21 protein-coding genes and 2 tRNA genes are annotated in these 18,841 nt (G+C 75.7%); 15 read left to right on the top strand and 8 right to left on the bottom strand.

The window, feature by feature from the left end:
* Together ATM99_RS13145 and ATM99_RS19380 are read left to right on the top strand one after the other, a co-directional pair.
* Positions 1–1,805, top strand: a 1,805-nt coding sequence (locus ATM99_RS13145) for a DEAD/DEAH box helicase (protein WP_062103338.1), incomplete at its 5' end; no start/stop codon positions are given.
* Positions 1,806–2,057: 252 nt separating this feature from the next.
* Entirely contained in the window at positions 2,058–2,213 is a 156-nt protein-coding gene (locus ATM99_RS19380) for a hypothetical protein (protein WP_156442182.1), read from the top strand.
* Positions 2,214–2,439: 226 nt separating this feature from the next.
* Here ATM99_RS19380 and ATM99_RS13150 read toward each other — a convergent pair whose 3' ends face one another.
* Positions 2,440–3,738: a nicotinate phosphoribosyltransferase gene (locus ATM99_RS13150; protein WP_255356819.1), complete on the bottom strand. Its 1,299-nt coding sequence runs from the start codon at positions 3,736–3,738 to the stop codon at positions 2,440–2,442.
* Between the two features lie 174 nt (positions 3,739–3,912).
* On the opposite strand from ATM99_RS13150, the gene clpS reads away from it, so the two are divergent.
* From clpS to ATM99_RS13190, 8 genes are all read left to right on the top strand, one after another.
* Positions 3,913–4,206 carry an ATP-dependent Clp protease adapter ClpS gene (gene clpS, locus ATM99_RS13155; protein ID WP_062103373.1) on the top strand — a complete coding sequence of 98 codons (294 nt, stop codon included), beginning with the start codon at positions 3,913–3,915 and terminating at the stop codon, positions 4,204–4,206.
* Positions 4,206–4,850 (top strand): DUF2017 domain-containing protein, encoded by a 645-nt coding sequence (locus ATM99_RS13160; protein WP_062103374.1) that lies wholly within the window; start codon positions 4,206–4,208, stop codon positions 4,848–4,850. The genes clpS and ATM99_RS13160 overlap by 1 nt, the downstream gene beginning before the upstream one ends.
* A gap of 10 nt (positions 4,851–4,860) precedes the next feature.
* Positions 4,861–5,673, top strand: a complete 813-nt coding sequence (gene murI, locus ATM99_RS13165) for a glutamate racemase (protein WP_062103340.1) — start codon at positions 4,861–4,863, stop codon at positions 5,671–5,673.
* Positions 5,670–6,458 (top strand): MBL fold metallo-hydrolase, encoded by a 789-nt coding sequence (locus tag ATM99_RS13170; RefSeq protein ID WP_062103341.1) that lies wholly within the window; start codon positions 5,670–5,672, stop codon positions 6,456–6,458. The genes murI and ATM99_RS13170 overlap by 4 nt, the downstream gene beginning before the upstream one ends.
* Positions 6,459–6,641: 183 nt before the next feature.
* On the top strand, positions 6,642–7,628 hold the full coding sequence (locus ATM99_RS13175; protein WP_062103342.1) for a hypothetical protein: 987 nt from the start codon (positions 6,642–6,644) through the stop codon (positions 7,626–7,628).
* A gap of 553 nt (positions 7,629–8,181) precedes the next feature.
* Complete coding sequence (rph, locus tag ATM99_RS13180; RefSeq protein WP_062103343.1) at positions 8,182–8,997, top strand: ribonuclease PH; 816 nt, start codon at positions 8,182–8,184, stop codon at positions 8,995–8,997.
* Positions 8,994–9,635 carry an RdgB/HAM1 family non-canonical purine NTP pyrophosphatase gene (gene rdgB, locus ATM99_RS13185; RefSeq protein ID WP_223305062.1) on the top strand — a complete coding sequence of 214 codons (642 nt, stop codon included), beginning with the start codon at positions 8,994–8,996 and terminating at the stop codon, positions 9,633–9,635. The genes rph and rdgB overlap by 4 nt, the downstream gene beginning before the upstream one ends.
* A 29-nt stretch (positions 9,636–9,664) precedes the next feature.
* Positions 9,665–11,293, top strand: coding sequence for an ABC-F family ATP-binding cassette domain-containing protein (locus ATM99_RS13190; protein ID WP_062103376.1), 1,629 nt, complete (start codon positions 9,665–9,667; stop codon positions 11,291–11,293).
* A 54-nt stretch (positions 11,294–11,347) separates the two neighbouring features.
* Here the strand turns inward: ATM99_RS13190 and ATM99_RS13195 are convergent, their stop codons facing one another.
* Complete coding sequence (locus ATM99_RS13195; protein ID WP_062103344.1) at positions 11,348–11,992, bottom strand: Pr6Pr family membrane protein; 645 nt, start codon at positions 11,990–11,992, stop codon at positions 11,348–11,350.
* Positions 11,989–12,543: an NUDIX hydrolase family protein gene (locus ATM99_RS13200; RefSeq protein WP_062103345.1), complete on the bottom strand. Its 555-nt coding sequence runs from the start codon at positions 12,541–12,543 to the stop codon at positions 11,989–11,991. Before ATM99_RS13200 ends, ATM99_RS13195 begins: the two co-directional genes overlap by 4 nt.
* A 110-nt stretch (positions 12,544–12,653) precedes the next feature.
* On the opposite strand from ATM99_RS13200, the gene trxA reads away from it, so the two are divergent.
* Positions 12,654–13,022, top strand: coding sequence for a thioredoxin (trxA, locus tag ATM99_RS13205; RefSeq protein ID WP_062103346.1), 369 nt, complete (start codon positions 12,654–12,656; stop codon positions 13,020–13,022).
* A 104-nt stretch (positions 13,023–13,126) separates the two neighbouring features.
* On the opposite strand, the gene ATM99_RS13210 is transcribed toward trxA, so the two are convergent.
* The 3 genes from ATM99_RS13210 to bcp form a co-directional block, all read right to left on the bottom strand.
* Positions 13,127–13,741, bottom strand: a complete 615-nt coding sequence (locus ATM99_RS13210) for a hypothetical protein (RefSeq protein WP_062103347.1) — start codon at positions 13,739–13,741, stop codon at positions 13,127–13,129.
* A gap of 60 nt (positions 13,742–13,801) precedes the next feature.
* Positions 13,802–13,884, bottom strand: a tRNA-Leu gene (locus tag ATM99_RS13215).
* Between the two features lie 39 nt (positions 13,885–13,923).
* On the bottom strand, positions 13,924–14,397 hold the full coding sequence (gene bcp, locus ATM99_RS13220; protein ID WP_062103348.1) for a thioredoxin-dependent thiol peroxidase: 474 nt from the start codon (positions 14,395–14,397) through the stop codon (positions 13,924–13,926).
* A gap of 126 nt (positions 14,398–14,523) precedes the next feature.
* Here bcp and ATM99_RS13225 point away from each other — a divergent pair, with 126 nt between their 5' ends.
* From ATM99_RS13225 to ATM99_RS13235, 3 genes are all read left to right on the top strand, one after another.
* Positions 14,524–14,820, top strand: coding sequence for a co-chaperone GroES (locus ATM99_RS13225; RefSeq protein ID WP_062103349.1), 297 nt, complete (start codon positions 14,524–14,526; stop codon positions 14,818–14,820).
* Positions 14,821–15,038: 218 nt separating this feature from the next.
* Entirely contained in the window at positions 15,039–15,293 is a 255-nt protein-coding gene (locus ATM99_RS13230; RefSeq protein WP_062103350.1) for a hypothetical protein, read from the top strand.
* 125 nt (positions 15,294–15,418) lie between these two features.
* Positions 15,419–15,494, top strand: a tRNA-Lys gene (locus ATM99_RS13235).
* A gap of 66 nt (positions 15,495–15,560) precedes the next feature.
* On the opposite strand, the gene ATM99_RS13240 is transcribed toward ATM99_RS13235, so the two are convergent.
* A complete protein-coding gene (locus ATM99_RS13240) occupies positions 15,561–16,052 on the bottom strand; it encodes a DinB family protein (protein WP_062103351.1) in 492 nt (163 codons plus the stop codon).
* A 135-nt stretch (positions 16,053–16,187) separates the two neighbouring features.
* Here ATM99_RS13240 and ATM99_RS13245 point away from each other — a divergent pair, with 135 nt between their 5' ends.
* Positions 16,188–17,702, top strand: a complete 1,515-nt coding sequence (locus ATM99_RS13245) for an NAD(P)/FAD-dependent oxidoreductase (RefSeq protein ID WP_062103352.1) — start codon at positions 16,188–16,190, stop codon at positions 17,700–17,702.
* An 86-nt stretch (positions 17,703–17,788) separates the two neighbouring features.
* Here the strand turns inward: ATM99_RS13245 and ATM99_RS13250 are convergent, their stop codons facing one another.
* Positions 17,789–18,799, bottom strand: coding sequence for a glycine betaine ABC transporter substrate-binding protein (locus ATM99_RS13250; protein ID WP_062103353.1), 1,011 nt, complete (start codon positions 18,797–18,799; stop codon positions 17,789–17,791).
* Positions 18,800–18,841: the final 42 nt, after the last annotated feature.

Consider the following 18,841-nt stretch of genomic DNA (forward strand, 5'->3'; position numbering starts at 1 on the left):
GCGCGGCACGCCGCCCCGTCGCCCCCAGCACCAGCACCCCGCAGCACCCCTCGTCGTCGGCAGCGTCGCAGCTGCCGCCGGCGTTCCCGGCGCGTGCGCCGTGGGGTGCTGCCGGGAGCCTGCGTGCGTGGCAGGCGGAGGCCATCGAGCTCTACCGCGAGCGCGGCCCGCGGGACTTCCTCGCCGTCGCGACCCCGGGCGCGGGCAAGACGACGTTCGCGCTGCGCATCGCGACCGAGCTGCTCGAGTCGCGCGCGGTCCGCCGCGTGACGGTCGTCGCCCCCACCGAGCACCTCAAGCGGCAGTGGGCCGACGCCGCCGCCCGCGTCGGCATCCGCCTGGACCCGCGGTTCTCCAACGCGCAGGGCCGCCACGGCGCCGGGTACGACGGCGTGGCCGTCACGTACGCCCAGGTGGCCAGCAAGCCCGCGCTGCACGCCGCGCGCACCACGGCCGAGCGCACGCTGGTCATCCTCGACGAGGTGCACCACGGCGGTGACGCGCTGTCGTGGGGCGACGCGGTCCGCGAGGCGTTCGAGGGTGCCACGCGCCGGCTCGCGCTGACCGGCACGCCGTTCCGCTCGGACACCGCCGCGATCCCGTTCGTCGAGTACGCGCGCGACGCCCAGGGCATCCGCCGCTCGGTCGCCGACTACACGTACGCCTACGGCGACGCGCTGCGCGACCACGTCGTGCGGCCCGTCATCTTCCTGTCCTACTCGGGCTCGATGCGCTGGCGCACCAAGGCGGGCGACGAGATCTCGGCGCGCCTGGGCGAGCCGCTCACCAAGGACATGACCTCGCAGGCGTGGCGCACGGCGCTCGACCCGAACGGCGAGTGGATCCCGTCGGTCGTCGCGGCCGCCGACCGCAGGCTCACCGAGGTGCGGCGCGCGGTGCCCGACGCGGGCGCCATGATCATCGCGACCGACCAGACCGACGCGCGCGCGTACGCCGGCCACATCGCCCGGATCACGGGGGAGTCGCCGACGATCGTGCTGTCGGACGACGACGGCGCGAGCGACCGCATCGAGGAGTTCGCGCAGAGCGACTCACGCTGGCTCGTCGCGGTGCGCATGGTGTCCGAGGGCGTCGACGTGCCGCGCCTCGCGGTGGGTGTCTACGCGACGAGCACCGCGACCCCGCTGTTCTTCGCGCAGGCCGTCGGCCGGTTCGTGCGTGCGCGCAAGCGCGGCGAGACCGCGTCGGTGTTCCTGCCGAGCGTGCCGCAGCTGCTCGAGCTCGCGGCGAGCCTGGAGGTCGAGCGCGACCACGCGCTCGACAAGCCCGTCACGGGCGACGAGGACCCCGAGGCCGACCTCCTCGCGCTCGCGGAGCGCGAGGAGAAGAGCGAGGACGCCGTCGGCAGCGACGGCGTGGTGGGCACGTTCGAGGCGCTCGAGGCGCAGGCGTCGTTCGACCGCGTGCTGTTCGACGGCGGCGAGTTCGGGACGGGTGCCGAGGTCGGCTCGGACGAGGAGCTCGACTTCCTCGGCCTGCCCGGGCTGCTCGACGCCGACCAGGTCACGACGCTGCTGCGGCAGCGGCAGGCCGCCCAGCAGGGTGCCCGTCGCACGCGCGAGGCGCCGGCCCCCGAGGTCGTGGACCACCGCAGGCAGGCCGAGCTGCGCAAGGAGCTCGCCCAGCTCGTCGGTGCGTGGGCGCGGCGCAGCGGTCAGCCGCACGCCACCGTGCACGCCGAGCTGCGGCGCCGGTGCGGCGGTCCGGAGGTCGCGCTCGCGGCGCCCGACGAGCTCTCGGCGCGAATCGCGATGCTGCGCGGCTGGTTCGTCGGCAAGCGCTGACGTCACCCGCTGACAGCCTCCTGTCTCATCATGTGGACTATGAGAGCAGCATGAAACAGCAGGTCAGCGGGCTGGACGCGTGCTCACATAGCAGTGGGTCTTGACTCCGCAAGTCGACCGTTCGACGTGCCGAGCAGGCGGCGTGCTGCGACGCTCTTTCCGTGACAAACCCGGCCCGGGTCCCCCCGGTGCCGCCCACTCGGAGAGAGCCCGACGGTGCGCCGTCGGAGCTCACGTGAAAGAGGTGTCCACATGCCCGCATGGCTCATCCTCATCCTCGTCGGTGTCGTCCTCGTCGTCCTCGGCGTCGCCACCGGCATCGGTCAGTTCCTCATCTGGATCGGCGTCGCCGTGCTCGTCGTCAGCCTGATCCTGGGGCTGGTCGGCCGCGGTCGCTCGAGGGTCTAGTCGTTCGAGGGCCGAGGAGCCTTCGCGCACGGCCGGCACCCCCTCCGCCGGTCGTCCGCACACCGGGCCGGGACGCGACGCGTCCCGGCCCGGTCGCACGTCCCGGCCCGGTCGCACGTCCCGGCCCGGTCGCACGTCCCGGCCCGGTCGCACGTCCCGGCCCGGTCGCACGTCCGGGGCCGGACGGGAGACCCGCCCCCGGCCCCCGGGAGCCGGTCCGGGCGGTTCAGCCCAGCCGCAGCTCGACCGTCGGCACCGCGGCCTCGTCCGCCGACAGCCGGCGCGCACCGCGCGGCAGCTCGTCGCGCGACGCGTGGTGCCGCGCCGTGGCGGCGCGCACACCCGCCGCGGCCGTCAGGCCCGGCTGCACCTCGCCCTCGACGACGAGCGGCACGTGCAGCGCCCGCAGCGCCGGGTCCCCGCCGTCGGACTGCGCCGCCGTCCACCCCGCGACCGCGTCGTCGGGCCCCACCACGAGGACCTCCTCGACCGCGCGGCCGTCCGGGCTCAGACGCCGCGCCGCGGCCTTGCGCCCGCCGACGCTGACCTTCGACCGCGACGCCTTCGCGACCGGCTCGAGCTCGCCCGACGCGCCCTCGCGCGCGACGAGCTTGTAGACCATGCCGCACGTGGGGGCGCCCGACCCGGTCACGAGGCTCGTCCCCACGCCGTACGAGTCCACCGGTGCGGCGGCGAGGGACGCGATCGCGTACTCGTCGAGGTCGCTCGTCACGACGATCTTCGTCCCGTGCGCCCCGGCCGCGTCGAGCTGCGCCCGGACCTCCTGCGCGAGCGAGCCCAGGTCGCCCGAGTCCAGGCGCACGGCACCCAGGCCGGTCCCGGCGGCGGCCAGCGCGCGCTCGACGCCGCGGTGCACGTCGTACGTGTCGACCAGCAGCGTCGTCCCCGGACCCTGCGAGCGCACCTGCGACGCGAACGCCGCCTCCTCGTCGTCGTGCAGCAGGGTGAACGCGTGCGCGGCGGTCCCGATCGTCGTCAGGCCGTACCGACGGCCGGCCTCGAGGTTCGACGTCGCGGCGAAACCCGCGACGGCCGCGGCGCGCGCGGCCGCGACCGCGGCGTCCTCGTGCGCACGGCGGGCGCCCATCTCGAGGCACGGCCGGTCCACGGCCGCGCTGGTCATGCGGGACGCCGCCGACGCGATCGCGGAGTCGTAGTTGAGCACCGAGAGCACGAGCGTCTCGAGCAGCACGGCCTCCGCGAACGTGCCCTCCACGACCCACACCGGCGACTGCGGGAAGAAGACCTCGCCCTCCGCGTACCCGACCACCGACCCGCCGAACCGGTACCCGGCCAGGAACTCCAGCGTCGCGTCGTCCACGACCCTCTCGTCCGCGAGCCAGTCGAGCTCGGGCGTGCCGAAGCGGAACGCCGCGAGCTGCTCGAGCACGCGGCCCGTGCCCGCCAGCACGCCGTACCGACGGCCCGCGGGCAGCCGGCGCGTGAAGACCTCGAAGACGCAGCGCCGGTGCGCCGTGCCGTCGGCCAGCGCGGCCTGCAGCATCGTCAGCTCGTACCGGTCCGTGAGCAGCGCGGTGCTGCCCGAGCCGACCGCCGCGACGGCCGGGGTGAGGTGCGGGTGCGTGTCGGGACGCGTGTCGCTCATGGCGCCAACGTAGACGCCCGCCCCGTGACGCGACATCGGCCGACGTCGCGTCCCGCACCTACAGTGGTCGCCGTGCCTGCGACGACCGCCCCCGACACGCGTGACCAGGTGGACGAGGCGACGTCCACCACGGACGCGTGGGTGACGATCGTCTGGAACGACCCCGTCAACCTGATGTCGTACGTCACGTACGTGTTCCAGACGTACTTCCGCTACCCGCGCGAGAAGGCCGAGCACCTCATGCGCCAGGTGCACGAGGACGGGCGTGCCGTCGTCTCGACCGGCAACCGCGAGGCGATGGAGGTCGACGTGCAGGCCATGCACAGCTACGGCCTGTGGGCGACGATGCAGCGCGGGGGGCGGTGATGCGCGCGTTCCGCCGCCAGAAGGGCCGGTACGTCGCGCGCCTCGACGAGGGCGAGCGCGCCGTGGTCGCGTCGGTCGTCGCGGACGTCGCCGAGCTGCTGGGCGCGGGGCGGTTCGAGGACGGCCCCGCGCCCGCCGTCGGCTCCGGCCCCGGCGACGCGCCCGACGTCGCCGCCTGGCAGGTGCGCACCGAGCCCGTCCCGCCGCCCCAGGACCCGGCCGTGCGCCGCCTGCTGCCCGACGCGTCGCGCGACGACCCCGAGGTCGCCGGCGAGTTCCGGCGCCTCACCGAGGACGACCTGCGGGCGCGCAAGATCGCGCGACTGCGCTGCCTGTGGACCTCGCTCGTGCACGGCGAGCCCGGGTGGCCCGAGCACGCGCTGGTCGTCGACCCGCGCTCGGCGGACGACGTCGCGGCCTGCCTGACGGACCTGCGGCTCGTGCTCGGCGAGCGCCTCGACCTGCGCACCGACGCCGACTCGGAGGCCCTGTACGACGGGCTCGGCGACGGCGACGAGGACGACGTGCGCGCCTACCTGGCGTCGGTCTACGGCGCGCTGTCGTGGCTGCAGGAGTCGCTGCTCGCTGTGATGCTCGCCGCACCCGACGCGCCACCGGGTGGGCGCACGCGGTCTGACGGCTAGGCTCGGCCGGGTGAACGACGCCCCCATCGGGATCTTCGACTCCGGCGTCGGGGGTCTCACGGTGGCCCGGTCGGTCCTCGACCAGCTGCCGCACGAGTCGACGCTGTACATCGGCGACACCCTCAACAGCCCGTACGGGCCCAAGCCGCTGGCCGCCGTGCGCGCGCACGCGCTCGAGATCATGGACGACCTCGTCGACGCGGGCGTCAAGATGCTCGTCATCGCGTGCAACAGCGCGTCCGCGGCCGTGCTGCGCGACGCGCGCGAGCGCTACACGCTGCGCCACGGGCTGCCCGTCGTGGAGGTCGTCCTCCCCGCCGCGCGGCGGGCCGTCGCCGCGACCCGCAACGGCCGCATCGGCGTCATCGGCACGCGCGCGACCATCGACTCGCGCGCGTACGACGACGCGTTCGCCGTCGCGGGCGTCGAGCTGACGTCGCGTGCGTGCCCGCGGTTCGTCGAGCTCGTCGAGGCGGGCGTCACGTCGGGGCCGGACGCGCTCGCGACCGCGCGCGAGTACCTCGACCCCGTCCGCGAGGCGGGCGTCGACACGCTCGTGCTGGGGTGCACGCACTACCCGCTGCTCACGGGCGTCATCTCCTACGTCATGGGGGACCAGGTGACGCTGGTGTCGAGCGCCGAGGAGACCGCCAAGGACGTCTACCGCACGCTCGTCGCGCACGACCTGGAGCGCGACCCCGCCGCGGGACCGGCCACCCACCGGTTCCTGGCCACGGGCGACCCCGACGGGTTCGCGACGCTCGCCCGGCGGTTCCTCGGCCCCGAGGTCGAGTCGGTCGAGCCGCGCGGGGCGCTGCGATGAGGCTCGTCGTGCTGGGCTGCGCGGGCTCCTTCCCCGGCCCGGACTCGGCCGCGTCGTCGTACCTGGTGCAGGCCGAGGACGCCTCGGGTCGCACGTGGTCGGCGGTGCTCGACCTCGGCAGCGGTGCCCTGGGACCGCTGCAGCGCTGGGGCGACCCCGCGGCGGTCGACGTGGTCGCGCTGTCGCACCTGCACGCCGACCACGTCGCCGACATGGCCGTGCTGGGCGTCTACCGGCGCTACCTGCCGACGGGTGAGCTGCCGCGCCTGCAGGTGCACGGGCCCGTCGGCACGCTCGAGCGGCTCGCGCACCTGTCCGGGCACGACCCGGCCACCGACACGCAGGCGCAGTTCGACGTGCGCGAGTGGGTCGCCGGTGCGCCCGTCACGGTCGGTCCGCTCACGCTCGAGGCCGTGCCCGTCGACCACCCGGTCCCTGCCTTCGGCATCCGCGTCACGGGCCCGTCGGAGGCCGACCCCGCGCGCCGCGTGACGCTCGCCTACAGCGGCGACACCGACGCGTGCGCGGGCCTCGACGACCTGGCCTCGGGCGCCGACCTGCTGCTCGCCGAGGCGGCGTTCGTCGAGGGCCGCGACGACCACGTCCGCGGCGTCCACCTCACGGGCCGCCGCGCCGCCGAGGCCGCCACCCGCGGGGGCGCCCGCCGGCTCGTCCTCACGCACGTCCCGGCCTGGAACGACCCGCGCGCGGCACTCACCGAGGCGGCCACCGTCTACGCCGGCCCCACGTCCCTCGCGGCCCCCGGCGCCACGTACCCCCTCTGACGGGCGGCCCCGCTCGCCGTACCGCGTCGGACACCCCGTCGACCGGGCCGCTCGCCGAGTGCGGCACTCCTCCTGCGAGTGCGGTACACGTTTCCCCCGCGCCGGGTGCACGAGTACCGCGCTCGACGAGGGGTGTGGATGACGGGTGACGCGGGTGCACCCTGACGTGGCACCGTGCGGCGCGTGGACGACCACCTTGAGCAGGAGGCAGCCGATCGACGGCGCGCGGGCGCAGCGTCGCCGCCCGGGGCGCACACCGCGCACGTCGGCGCTCCCGACCGCCACGACGACCACCCGGCGCTCGTCCACGTCCACGGGCCGCGAGGGCGGCACGCCTCCGACCTCGTCCGACGCCGGCTGCGCGCGGGGGAGGTCGTCCGCGTCCGACGGGGCACCTACGTCGACGCGGCGGCGTGGGCCGTGCTGGACGACGAGGCCCGGCGCCGCGCCCGTGTCCGGGCCGTCGTCGCCGCGGCGGCGGGGCCGGTCACGCTCTCGCACTGGTCGGCCGCCGCCGTCCTGGGGCTGCCCGCCGTCGGCCGGCGGGACGACAGGGTGCACCTGGTGCGGGCTCCGGCAGCAGGAGGGCGGTCGCACCGTGACGTCGTCCGGCACACCGTCGTCGACGCCCCCGCGGTCGTCCTGGTGGACGGGCTGCGGTGCACGGCACCCGCACGGACCGTCGTCGACCTGGCGCGCCTCGCGGGGCCCGTGGCGGGAGTGGCCGCGGGGGACGCGGCCGTCCGGCTGGGTCTGACGACGACGGCCGAGCTCGCGGACGAGGTCGAGCGTGCGGCACGCGGACGGGGCGTACGGGCCGCGCGCGTCGTCGCGGCGCTCGTCGACCCGCTGGCCGAGTCACCCGGCGAGTCGCTGAGCCGGGTGCGGATGGCCGAGCTGGAAGCGCCCGCACCGGTGCTCCAGCACGAGATCCACGACCGGCACGGGTACGTCGGGCGCGTCGACTTCTGGTGGCCCGAGCACGGTGTGGTGGGCGAGTTCGACGGTCGCGTCAAGTACGCCGGCGCGTCGCACGACGTGCTCTGGCGCGAGAAGCTGCGGGAGGACCGGATCCGGGCGCTGGGCCTCGGCGTCGCCCGGTGGACGTGGGCGGACGCGTGGGCGGGCCTCCCGATGCTCGCCCGGCTGCGCGCCGCCGGCGTGCGCTGACGAGGGGCGTGGCCGTCCCGGCTTGCGCCCGCACCGCGAACGAGGCCGGACACGTGCGTGACGCCCCACGTGCGTGACGCCCCGCGTGCGGGACGCGGGCGCGCAGGCCGCCAGGTGCTCGAGAACCTCGACGTCGGCTCTCCGGATCCGGCTAGCAGCAGGTCGCCCGTGCTCCACGAGCGCGGTACTGGTCCGTCGAGCGCGGCAGTCGTTCCTCCCGCGCTCGCGTGACGAGTACCGCGCTCGGGTGAGTGTGCCGCGCCCGCGGCGTGCGTCCCGCGCTCGCAGCGCGTGCGCGGGACCCGTGCGGCGGGCGGTCGCCGGTCCGCCGGCGGGACGACGCCTCGATGCGCCGGTCGTTCGTCGAGTGCGGTACTCGTCCGTCGAGCGCGGCACTCGTTCGTGCCGCGCTCGCGTGACGAGTACCGCACTTGTGGGGTCCGCCCGCTCCGAGGGCGCGTGCCGCGCGGGGCGGGCGCGGCGTCGTCGCGGTGGCTGCCTGGTGCGGGAACGAGTTCGGAGCGGGTGGGGGTGCGCACGTAGGGTCGGGGGCATGGTGAGCGCAGAGGGTGCAGGCACGGGAACGGGCACGACGCGGGCCGACGGACGACGCGTCGACGAGCTGCGACCCGTGACGATCACACGGCGGTTCCTCGACGCGGGCGAGGGCTCGGTCCTCGTGGAGTTCGGCGGCACCAAGGTGCTGTGCGTCGCGTCGTTCACCGAGGGCGTGCCGCGCTGGCGCAAGGGCTCGGGCGAGGGCTGGGTCACCGCCGAGTACGCGATGCTGCCGCGCGCGACCAGCAGCCGCTCGGACCGCGAGTCCGTGCGCGGCAAGGTCGGCGGGCGCACGCACGAGATCTCGCGCCTGATCGGGCGCTCGTTGCGGGCCGTCATCGACGTCGCCGCGCTCGGCGAGAACACGGTCGTGCTCGACTGCGACGTGCTGCAGGCCGACGGCGGCACGCGCACGGCCGCGATCACCGGCGCGTACGTCGCGCTCGCCGACGCGGTCGCGTGGGCGACGTCGCAGCGACTCGTCAAGCCGGGGCGCCAGGTGCTGCGCGACTCGGTCGCGGCGGTCAGCGTCGGCGTCATCGACGGCGTGCCCATGCTCGACCTGCCTTACGAGGAGGACGTGCGCGCGCAGACCGACATGAACGTCGTCACCACCGGCTCGGGGACGTTCGTCGAGGTGCAGGGCACCGCGGAGCACGCGCCGTTCGACCGTGCCGAGCTCGACGCGCTGCTCGACCTCGCGCTCGCGGGCACCGCGCAGCTCGCCGCGCTGCAGGCCGCCGTGCTCGGCGCGCCGGCCGGCGACGGCAGCGCGACCCGCGTGCCGGTGCCCGGGACGGACGCCCCGTGACCGCGCCCGGCGTGCAGGTGCCCGCCGGTGCGCGCCTCGTGCTCGCGACCCACAACGCGCACAAGGTCGGCGAGCTGCGCGCGATCCTCGCGCCCGCCCTGCCCGGCCTGGACCCTGCTGCGGTGGTCGGCGCGCGCGACGTGCGCGCCCCCGAGCCCGTCGAGGACGGCGTGACGTTCGAGCAGAACGCGCTGATCAAGGCGCGCGCGCTCGCGGCCGCCACGGGGCTGCCCGCGGTCGCCGACGACTCGGGCCTCAGCGTCGACGTGCTGGGCGGCGCACCCGGGATCTTCTCGGCGCGGTGGGCCGGGCGGCACGGCGACGACGCGGCGAACCTCGCGCTGCTGCTCGCGCAGCTCGCGGACATCGCACCCGAGCACCGTGCCGCGCGGTTCGTGTGCGCGGCCGCGCTCGTGACGCCCGACGGCGTCGAGCACGTCGAGGTCGGCACCCTCGAGGGCACGCTCGCGGCGGCGCCGCGCGGCGTCCACGGGTTCGGGTACGACCCCGTGCTGGTGCCGTCGGGCGACACGCGCACGTGCGCCGAGCTCACCCCTGACGAGAAGAACGAGATCAGCCACCGCGGGCAGGCGTTCCGCGCGCTCGTGCCGCACGTGGTGGCCGCGCTGGGCTCGTGAGCGCACCGGCCGCCCCGCAGGTCGGTGCCGTGCAGCTCGTCGCCGACGCCGTCACGTTCGGCTACCCCGGCCGGCCCGTGCTCGACGCGCTCGACCTCACGGTGTCCGCGGGGGACCGCATCGGGCTCGTCGGCGAGAACGGTGCGGGCAAGTCCACGCTGCTGGGCGTGCTCGCCGGGCGGCTCGTGCCGCAGTCGGGCGACGTGCGCCGCCGGGGGACGCTCGCGGTGGTCGAGCAGGACCTCGCGGTCGCGCCCGGCGACACCGTCGGCACGCTGATCGACGCCACGGCCGCGGCGACGCGTGCGGCGGCCGCCGACCTGCAGACCGTCATCGACGCGTTCGACCACGACGGCGGCGACGTCGCGGCGCTGTCGGAGGCGATCGCGCGGTACGAGCACCTCGCGGCCTGGGACGTCGACCGACGGGTCGACGAGGGACTGTCGCGCCTGCGGGCGCCGCGCGACCGCGACCGACCGCTCGCCGAGCTCAGCGTCGGCGAGCGCTACCGCGTGCGGCTCGCGTGCCGGCTCGCCGAGCGCGCCGACCTGCTGCTGCTCGACGAGCCGACGAACCACCTCGACGCGGCGGGCGTCGACCACCTCACGGCGCAGCTGCGCACGTGGACGGGTGGGCTCGTCATCGTCACGCACGACCGCCGGCTCCTCGACGACGTCATGACCGCGATCCTCGACATGGACCCGTCGATGGACGGCCGCCCCGTGCTGTACGGCGCCGCGCGGTACGCGGACTACCGGTTCGCCCGCGACCAGATGCTGCGCCGGTGGCGTGCCCGCTACCGCGGCGAGCGCAAGCGCGCGCTGCAGCTCGCGCAGCGGCTCGACGCGTCGTACGAGGGCCTGTCGGACGAGTGGCGGCCGCCCAAGGGGTCGCAGAAGCACCGCCGCGGCACGCGTGCCCGGCAGCACGTCAAGGCCGCCGACCGGCTGATCGAGCGGCTCGAGGCGCAGGCCGTCGAGGTGCCGGTGCCGCCGCCCGCGCTGAGCTTCCCCGACCTGCCGTCGGTGCCCGCCGACTACGCGGGCGGCCCGCTGCTGGAGGTGCGTGCGCCGCGCGTCGACGGCCGGCTCGACCTGCCCGGGCGGCGCGTCGACGTCATGCCCGCGGGTCGGCTGCTCGTCACCGGCGCGAACGGTGCCGGGAAGTCGACGCTGCTCGCCGCGCTCACGGGGCGCCTCGGGCTCGACCGCGGCACGCGCACGATCGCCCCCGGCGTCCGGCTGGGCGTCCTCGCGCAGGAAGGGCCGGGGGAGCGGCTCGCGACTCCCGACGGCGCACCGCCCACGGCCTTCGACGCGTACGCACGGCACGCGCTCGACCTGCTCGACGCCGGTGCGCTCGACCCCGACGCGCTCGTGCCCGTCGCCGCGCTGGGCCTGCTCACCGAGGCGGACCTCGACCGCCCGCTGCGCGAGCTGTCCGTGGGGCAGCGCCGCCGGTTCGACCTCGCGTGCGCGCTGCTCGCGGCCCCGCACGTGCTGGTGCTCGACGAGCCGACCAACCACCTGTCGGTCGGGCTGGTCGACGAGCTCACGGTCGCGCTGCGGGCGACGTCGGCGGCCGTGGTCGTCGCGACGCACGACCGGCAGCTGCGCGTCGACCTCGCGGACTGGCCGCACCTCGACCTGGCGGGCTGACGCGGCGCACGGCCGCGCCGCCGCCGGCCCGGCGCCACCCGGTGCCCGGAGTCGTCAGCGCGGCGCGGGCGGCAGCCGGCGCTCGAGCGCCCACAGCGCGGGGCCGAGCAGCGCGCCGCCGGCCATCACGGCGAGCGCCGCGAGCAGCGCCCGGCCCGCCCCGAGCTCGGAGGCGTCGAGGAACGGGTACGGGTACCAACCCGTCGCCGCACCGTGCACGAACGTGTAGACCAGCCAGACGGCGGGCAGCACGAGCGCGGTCGCGCACGTCACGAGCCGCACGCGCGGCCGCGGCCCGGCGACGAGCCACGCGAGCACGGCCCCGACGGGTACGACGGTGTGCAGCAGCAGGTTCGCGGCCTGTCCGGCCGCGGTGATCGGCGCGTACCCGCTGAGCAGCGCGTGGTAGATCGCGAACGTCACGACGATGAACAGCACCGAGTCGAGGCGCAGCGTGCGGAACAGCGGGCCGTCGTGGCCCGGACGCGCCGCGAGCAGGGCAGACACCCCGAGCACGAGCACGTTCGACCAGATCGTGAAGTAGCTGAAGAGCCGCACGAGGTCGCCGTCCGGCGAGGTCAGCGCACGCCCCACCTCGAGCCCGACGCCGACGAGCGCGCACACCGCGACGAGCGCGTGCAGCACGCGCGCCGCACCCGCGCCGACGCCCCGCGTCCCCGCCGCGGCGCGGTCGGTCACGGCAGCCGGCCGGCCCAGGCCATCGCCTGCCGCAGCAGCAGGCCCTGGCCGCCGTTCATCTCGACCTGCACGGCCTCGGTGCACGCTTCCTCGGGCGTGAGCCACGCGAGGTCGAGCGCGTCCTGCTGCGGCCGGCAGTCGCCCGCGACGGGTACGACGTACGCGAGCGACACCGCGTGCTGACGCGGGTCGTGGTACGGCGTCACGCCCGGGGTCGGGAAGTACTCGGCGACGGTGAACGGCTGGGGCGAGGCCGGGACGTGCGGGAGGGCGACCGGTCCCAGGTCCTTCTCGATGTGCCGCAGCAGCGCGTCACGCACCCGCTCGTGGTACATCACGCGGCCCGAGACGAGCGCGCGCGACATCACGCCCTCGGGCGTCACGCGCAGCAGCAGCCCGACCGCGACGACGTCGCCGGACTCGTCGACGCGCACGGGCACGGCGTCGACGTAGAGGATCGGCAGCTGCGTGCGGGCGGTCGCGATCTCGTCGCGGGACAGCCACCCGGCGGGGCGCTCGGGGCCAGGGGGGAACTCGGCGGACGCGGTCACCGTGCAGTTGTACCCCGTCGTCGCCCGGTCGGCCGCATCGCCCCGCGGGAATACCCGCGGTCCGCGGTGCGCTGAACCGGGCGAACCCCGTCAGGATGGAGACAGACCCGATGGCCACCACCACGCTGACCGCGAACACGATCGCCGACACGATCAAGGACAACGAGATCGTCCTCGTCGACTTCTGGGCGTCCTGGTGCGGCCCGTGCCGCCAGTTCGCGCCCGTGTTCGAGGCGTCGAGCGAGACGCACCCCGACATCGTGCACGCCAAGATCGACACGGAGGCCGAGCAGCAGCTCGCGGCCGAGCTCCAGATCACGTCGATCCCGACGCTCATGGCGTTCCGCGACGGCGTCCTGGTGTTCAACCAGGCCGGCGCGCTGCCCGCGCCCGCGCTCGAGCAGGTCGTCGCCGCCGTCAAGGAGCTCGACATGGACGACGTGCGCAGCAAGATCGCGGAGCGCCAGGCCCAGGCCTGAGCCGCACGCCGCAGCGCCGACGGGGCGCCCACCGACCGGTGGGCGCCCCGTCGTGCGTCGGCTGACCGCTGCCAGCCGGCGCGCCGCCGGAGCGGACGCCGGCGTCAGGGCCTGAGGCCGCGCGGCGCTGACGAGCGTGCCGCGAGACGGGCGAGCAGGCGCTCACCCCCGGCGCCGTACCGGTCCGCGAAGTCCCGGGCGACGTCGGCGTCCTGCAGCAGCGCGAACGTGCGCTCGTCGAGGTCCGGGTCGGCGTCGTCGGCGGAGTGCAGCCACACCCACAGCTCGTGCCCCGCGGCGTCGCGCAGCTCGCCCTCGTCCCGGAGCCGACGCAGCGCCGCCACGACGCGGTCCTCGTAGTCGCGGCCGAGCTGCGTGTACGCCTCGTCGTCGAGCTCGGTGCCGGTGCCGTCGATGGCCGCGCGCGTGCCGGACAGCTCCCACAACGCGCTCGTCACGCGTCCGGGGGCGACGTCGTCGGGGTCCTCGGCGGTCAGCGGCCACTCCGAGGCCGACCACGCGGACGCCGCCCGGTCCTCGCGCGGACCCGGCAGCGCCGCGAGCCACGTCGTGCCGGCCCCGGCCACGAAGAACCCGGTGAGGTCCTCGACCATGCCGCACGCGACGAGCGCGAGCGACTCGTCGGAGTCTCGGAGACGGGCGACCGCGACGCGGAGGGTCGTGACGATCGCGGCGTCGAGACGGGAGAGGTCGGGCACGCCTCGACCGTAGCCGGGCGTGGGACCGGACGTCGCGCGTGCGGCACGCAGGGCAGGAGGTGCGGGAGACGGGAGTCGAACCCGCACGCCCTTCCGGGCACCAGGACCTAAACCTGGCGTGGCTGCCGTTTCACCACTCCCGCGCGCTGCGAGTCTGGCACGCGCCGACCCGCCGCGTGGCGTCAGGGCGCGTCGATCCCGAGGTCGCGCCGCAGCTTCGCGACGTGCCCGGTGGCGCGCACGTTGTACTGCGCGAGCGCGACCTTCCCGTCGGGGTCCACGACGACCGTCGAGCGGATCACGCCCGTGTACGTGCGGCCGTAGTTCTTCTTCTCGCCCCACGCACCCCACGCCTCGAGGGTGGTGTGCTCGGTGTCCGACAGCAGGGGGAACGTCAGCGACTCGTCCTGCGCGAACCGCACGAGCTTCTCGACCGGGTCGGGCGAGACCCCGACGACCTCGTACCCGGCGCCCTGCAGCGACGCGAGCGAGTCGCGGAAGTCGCACGCCTGCGTCGTGCAGCCGGGCGTCGACGCGGCGGGGTAGAAGTACACGACGACGGAGCGTCCGCGCAGGTCGGCGAGCGAGACGGTGCCGCCCGTCGCGCTGGGGAGGACGAGGTCGGGCGCGGTGTCACCGACGGCGAGACGAGGCACTTCCACTCCTGCGGGGTCGGGGCTGGGGACGACGTGCGTCAGCCTACGGCGCGCCGGGGTAGCGTCGGCGCCGTGACTGCGCGCGACACCTCCCGACCCACGAGCGCGGGCGAGCTCCCGCTGCGGATGCTGAACGACCGGCTCCTGGTCGAGCTGGACGGCGAGGCCGCCGAGCGTCGCACGGGTGCCGGCATCCTCATCCCGTCGACGGCCGCGATGGGCAAGCGCCTCGCGTGGGCGAGCGTGGTGGCGGCCGGTCAGCACGTGCGCCAGGTCGAGGTGGGTGACCGCGTGCTGTTCGACCCCGAGGACCGTGCCGAGGTCGAGCTCTCGGGGAAGACCTACCTGCTGCTGCGCGAGAAGGACGTCCACGGCGTCGCCGACCCGCGCGCCGCGGGCGAGGGCACGGGCCTCTACCTCTGAGCCTCACCGCTCAGTAGGCACCGCGTGACCGGGTGCTGCCCACCCGCTGCCCCTGACCCGTCCGGACCACCCCGCGCACCCGACCGGGTGGACGTGATCCGCGCGACGTGTGAAACGTTCGTGAGGACCGCGACCCGACGCTTTCCTCCGGTGCGCTGCGTCCCGATGCCGCACCATGGGAAGGGGGCATCCACGGCGGGACGGGACGGGGTGGACGGATGGACGCACGGGAGGACGGTGCCCGCGGCACCGACGCGACGCACGACGGCAGCGGTGACGACCCCGTCACCGCGACCGGCGTGGACCCCGCGATGCACGCGCAGGAGCTCTTGGCCGAGCACGTGCCGCTCGCGCTGATCGCCGACCTGCTGACCCCCACGGGGGACACCTCGGCCGAGATCCTCGAGGCCGAGGGACTCCCCGAGGAGTCGTGGTGGGAGCCGGTCGAGGGCGACGACGTGTCGCACGCCTGACCCGCCGGGCACCCGCCCTGTCGCGCGTCGGCGCCCGGTAGGCGTGAGTGTCGTCACATCAGGGCCCGTCGGCGGGGATCCGGTTCGCGAGCACGGCCGTGGTCCTGCTAATCTCTACGAGCCGCGCGCCTCTAGCTCAATTGGCAGAGCAGCTGACTCTTAATCAGCGGGTTCAGGGTTCAAGTCCCTGGGGGCGTACCATCCGCTCAGCCCCGTCGGACCGTGTCCGACGGGGCTGAGTCGTTCCCGGGCCGCCGAGGCTCCCGGTCACTCCCCGACGGCGCCGTCGATCCGTTCGCGCAGCAGGTCCGCGTGGCCGTTGTGCCGGGCGTACTCCTGCACGACCTTCGCGACGTGCCACCCGACCGTGCGCGTGCCGCCCGGCGCCCTCGCCCCGAGGTCGGCGTTCTCGGCGAGCAGCCTGTCCGCGAGCGTGCGGTGCTCGTGCCACTGCGCCATCGACGGCGCCACCATCGACGGCTCGAGGTCCTCGACGTCGCCGTCGGGCGACTCCTCCGTGCAGTACAGCAGCGGCGCGGGGGAGCCGCTCAGCGCCCCCACCAGGTAGTGGCGCTCCATCTCGGTGAGGTGGCGCACCAGCCCCAGCAGGCTGAGGGCCGACGGCTCGGCCGAGCGGCGCACGAGCGCCGCGTCGTCGAGACCCGCGCACTTGGCGGCGAGCGCGTCGCGGTGGAACGCGAGCCAGCCGAGCAGGATGCCGTCGAGGGGGCCGTCGGAGGGTTCGGGTGTGCGAGCCATGCGTCCACCCTGGCAGCGGCGCCCGCGCGGCGCGCGTCGTCGCGGACCCACGGGTGCGCGCGGTCCCCGCCCGTCTCGTCGGGCGGGCGAGGTCGGCACGCGCCACGATGGGCGGGGTCGAGGGACGGAGGAGCCGTGGGCGAGGCACGGGAGTTCGACGTGGTGGTGCTGGGCGCGGGAGCGGTCGGCGAGAACGTGGCCGACCGGGCGTCCCGCACGGGGCTGGACGTCGCGGTGGTCGAGGCGGCGCTGGTCGGCGGGGAGTGCTCGTACTGGGCGTGCATGCCGTCGAAGGCGCTCCTGCGCCCCGGGGACGCGCTCGCCGCCGCGCGCGCGGTGCCCGGCGCCGACACGGCCGTGACCGGCCAGGTCGACGTCAGCGCCGTGCTCGCGCGGCGCGACGAGGTCGCGTCGCACTGGGACGACGGCGGCCAGGTGGCGTGGGTCGAGGGTGCGGGCCTGACGCTGCTGCGCGGGCACGCCCGCTTCACCGGGCCGCGGCGCCTGGTCGTGACCACCGCCGACGGTGACGTCACGGTGACCGCGCGGCACGCCGTGGTCGTCGCGACGGGCTCGGTCGCGGTCGTGCCGCCGGCGCTGCGCGACGTGCGGACCTGGACGAGCCGGGAGGCGACGTCGGCGCACACCGTGCCGCGCCGGCTCGCCGTCGTCGGCGGTGGCGTCGTCGCCACCGAGATGGCGACCGCGTTCGCCGACCTCGGGTCCGAGGTGACGGTGCTGGTCCGCGGCGACCGCCTGCTGCCGGCCGCGGAGGCGTTCGCGGGCGAGGCTGTGCTGACCAGCCTGGTCGACCGGGGCGTGCGGGTGGCGCTCGGTGCGCAGGTCGTGTCGTCGTCGCGCGACGACGACGGCGTGCACCTCGTCGTGGAGCATTCGCTCGGCACCGACGACGGCGCCGGTGACGCCGCGCCGCAGACGCTGACGGTCGACGAGGTCCTCGCGGCCACGGGGCGTCGCCCCGCGACCGAGGACCTCGGCCTGGAGGCGCTCGGGCTGCGGGCCGGCGACGCGCTCCCGGTCGACGACGCGCTGCAGGTGCAGGGCGTCGAGGGAGGGTGGCTGTTCGCGGCGGGTGACGTCACGGGACGCACGGCGACGACCCACCAGGGCAAGTACGACGCCCGCGTGGTCGGTGACGTGATCGCCGCGCGCTTCGACCCCCGGACCGGGCCCGACGACGCCGGGAGCGCCGCGGGGGTGCCGCGTGGGCTGTCGCGCTCCTCCGAGGCGCACGCGGGGGACTGGAGCCGCTTCCGCGCGACGGCCGACCACGCCGCGGTCCCGCAGGTCGTGTTCACCCGCCCGCAGGTCGCGTGGGTCGGGCGCACCGAGGCGGACGCGCGCGCCGCGGGCCTCGACGTCGAGGTGGTCGGGTACGAGCTCGGCGACCTCGCGGGAGCGACGGTCACCGCCGCTGACTACCGGGGACGCGCGCAGATCGTCGTCGACCGCGCGCGGGACGTGGTCGTCGGTGCCACGTTCGTCGGCCCGGACGTCGCGGACATGCTGCACGCCGCGACGGTCGCGGTGGTCGGCGAGGTGCCGCTGTCACGGCTGTGGCACGCCGTGCCGTCGTACCCGACGCTCAGCGAGGTGTGGCTGCGTCTCCTGGAGTCCGCCGGGCGCTGAGCGTCCGGACGGCGAACGGCCCGGCACCGCGCGCAGCGGTGCCGGGCCGTTGGCAGTGCCGGCCGGGACGTCCCCCCGGCCGTGCCTCAGGCGTCCGAGGCGAGCGAGCCGTCGGAGGACGTGACCAGGCCCAGCGTCGCGTCGCCCTGGCGGACCGCCTGGCCGATGAGGGCGAAGTCGAACGACTTGAACTCGCCGATCTCCAGGCCGTACTTCTCCTCGAGGCCGATCTGGCAGAACGGACGCTCGGGGCACTCGGGCGGACCGGCCAGCACGAGGCCGCCGCACGCGGCGGCCAGGTCCGACAGCGTCGTGAGGTCGTGCTCCTGCGCGAACTCGGCCGTCACGGCGAACGCGTTCTGGTCCTGCGCGGCCGACGCGGTGCCCACGACGAGGCCGCTCTGCTCGGCCAGCGGGGTGAGCGCGGTCACGGTCTCGTCGACGTCGCTCGACGCGACGGACGGCGCGTCCGCGCCGTTGGCCTGGGAGTTCAGGTACGTCGCGAGCGTCGCGGCGTACTCCGGCACGACCGCGAGCTCGCCCGACTGCAGCGCGGGCAGGTAGGTCTCGCGGGCGCCGATGGTCTGCGCCTGGGCGTCGAACCCGGCGCTGCGCAGCACGGCCGCGTAGATCTCGGCGAGCGTGATGCTCTCGGAGAAGTTCGCGGCGCCCACGGTCAGCCGCGTGCCCGCGCCGACGGACGCGTCGGTGGCCGCGAGGCCCTCGTCGGCGACGTACTCGGACGCGACCTCGCTCGAGGTGCGTCGGTCGACGTCGACGGCCTTGTTGAGCGCGATGAGCCCCTGCGTGTCCATCGAGGCCGAGACCGCGTCGAGCAGGGTCAGGACCTGCGGGTGGTCGGCCGCGACCTGCGCGTTGACCGCCGGGATGATGTTGTCGGCGTTCTGCAGACCCTTGTCGTCCTCGAGGACGACGAGGCTCTCGCCGGCGACGGGCTCGCAGGTCGCGAGGCCCGAGGTGCTGGTGGGCTGGGTGGCTGCCTGACCGCCGCCCGACCCGGGCGTGCCGCACGCGCTCAGCGCGAGGGTCGCGACGGCGAGGACGCCGAGCGTGCGGGTGCGCTGGCTGAGGCGCATGGGGATTCTCCTGTCGTGGCGGTGCGACCGCAGGCGAGGGGC

It is taken from the genome of Cellulomonas sp. B6, assembly GCF_001462455.1.
Taxonomy (GTDB): Bacteria; Actinomycetota; Actinomycetes; order Actinomycetales; family Cellulomonadaceae; genus Cellulomonas.

Excerpts from the sequence above, each read along its gene's own strand:
- rph (WP_062103343.1), top strand. The coding sequence starts at position 8,182 with ATGGTGAGCGCAGAGGGTGCAGGCACGGGAACGGGCACGACGCGGGCC.
- ATM99_RS13170 (WP_062103341.1), top strand. The coding sequence starts at position 5,670 with ATGAGGCTCGTCGTGCTGGGCTGCGCGGGCTCCTTCCCCGGCCCGGAC.
- ATM99_RS13225 (WP_062103349.1), top strand. The coding sequence starts at position 14,524 with ATGCTGAACGACCGGCTCCTGGTCGAGCTGGACGGCGAGGCCGCCGAG.
- ATM99_RS13230 (WP_062103350.1), top strand. The coding sequence starts at position 15,039 with ATGGACGCACGGGAGGACGGTGCCCGCGGCACCGACGCGACGCACGAC.
- ATM99_RS13250 (WP_062103353.1), bottom strand. The coding sequence starts at position 18,799 with ATGCGCCTCAGCCAGCGCACCCGCACGCTCGGCGTCCTCGCCGTCGCG.
- ATM99_RS13240 (WP_062103351.1), bottom strand. The coding sequence starts at position 16,052 with ATGGCTCGCACACCCGAACCCTCCGACGGCCCCCTCGACGGCATCCTG.
- ATM99_RS13150 (WP_255356819.1), bottom strand. The coding sequence starts at position 3,738 with ATGCTGCAGGCCGCGCTGGCCGACGGCACGGCGCACCGGCGCTGCGTC.
- ATM99_RS19380 (WP_156442182.1), top strand. The coding sequence starts at position 2,058 with ATGCCCGCATGGCTCATCCTCATCCTCGTCGGTGTCGTCCTCGTCGTC.
- trxA (WP_062103346.1), top strand. The coding sequence starts at position 12,654 with ATGGCCACCACCACGCTGACCGCGAACACGATCGCCGACACGATCAAG.
- ATM99_RS13160 (WP_062103374.1), top strand. The coding sequence starts at position 4,206 with ATGCGCGCGTTCCGCCGCCAGAAGGGCCGGTACGTCGCGCGCCTCGAC.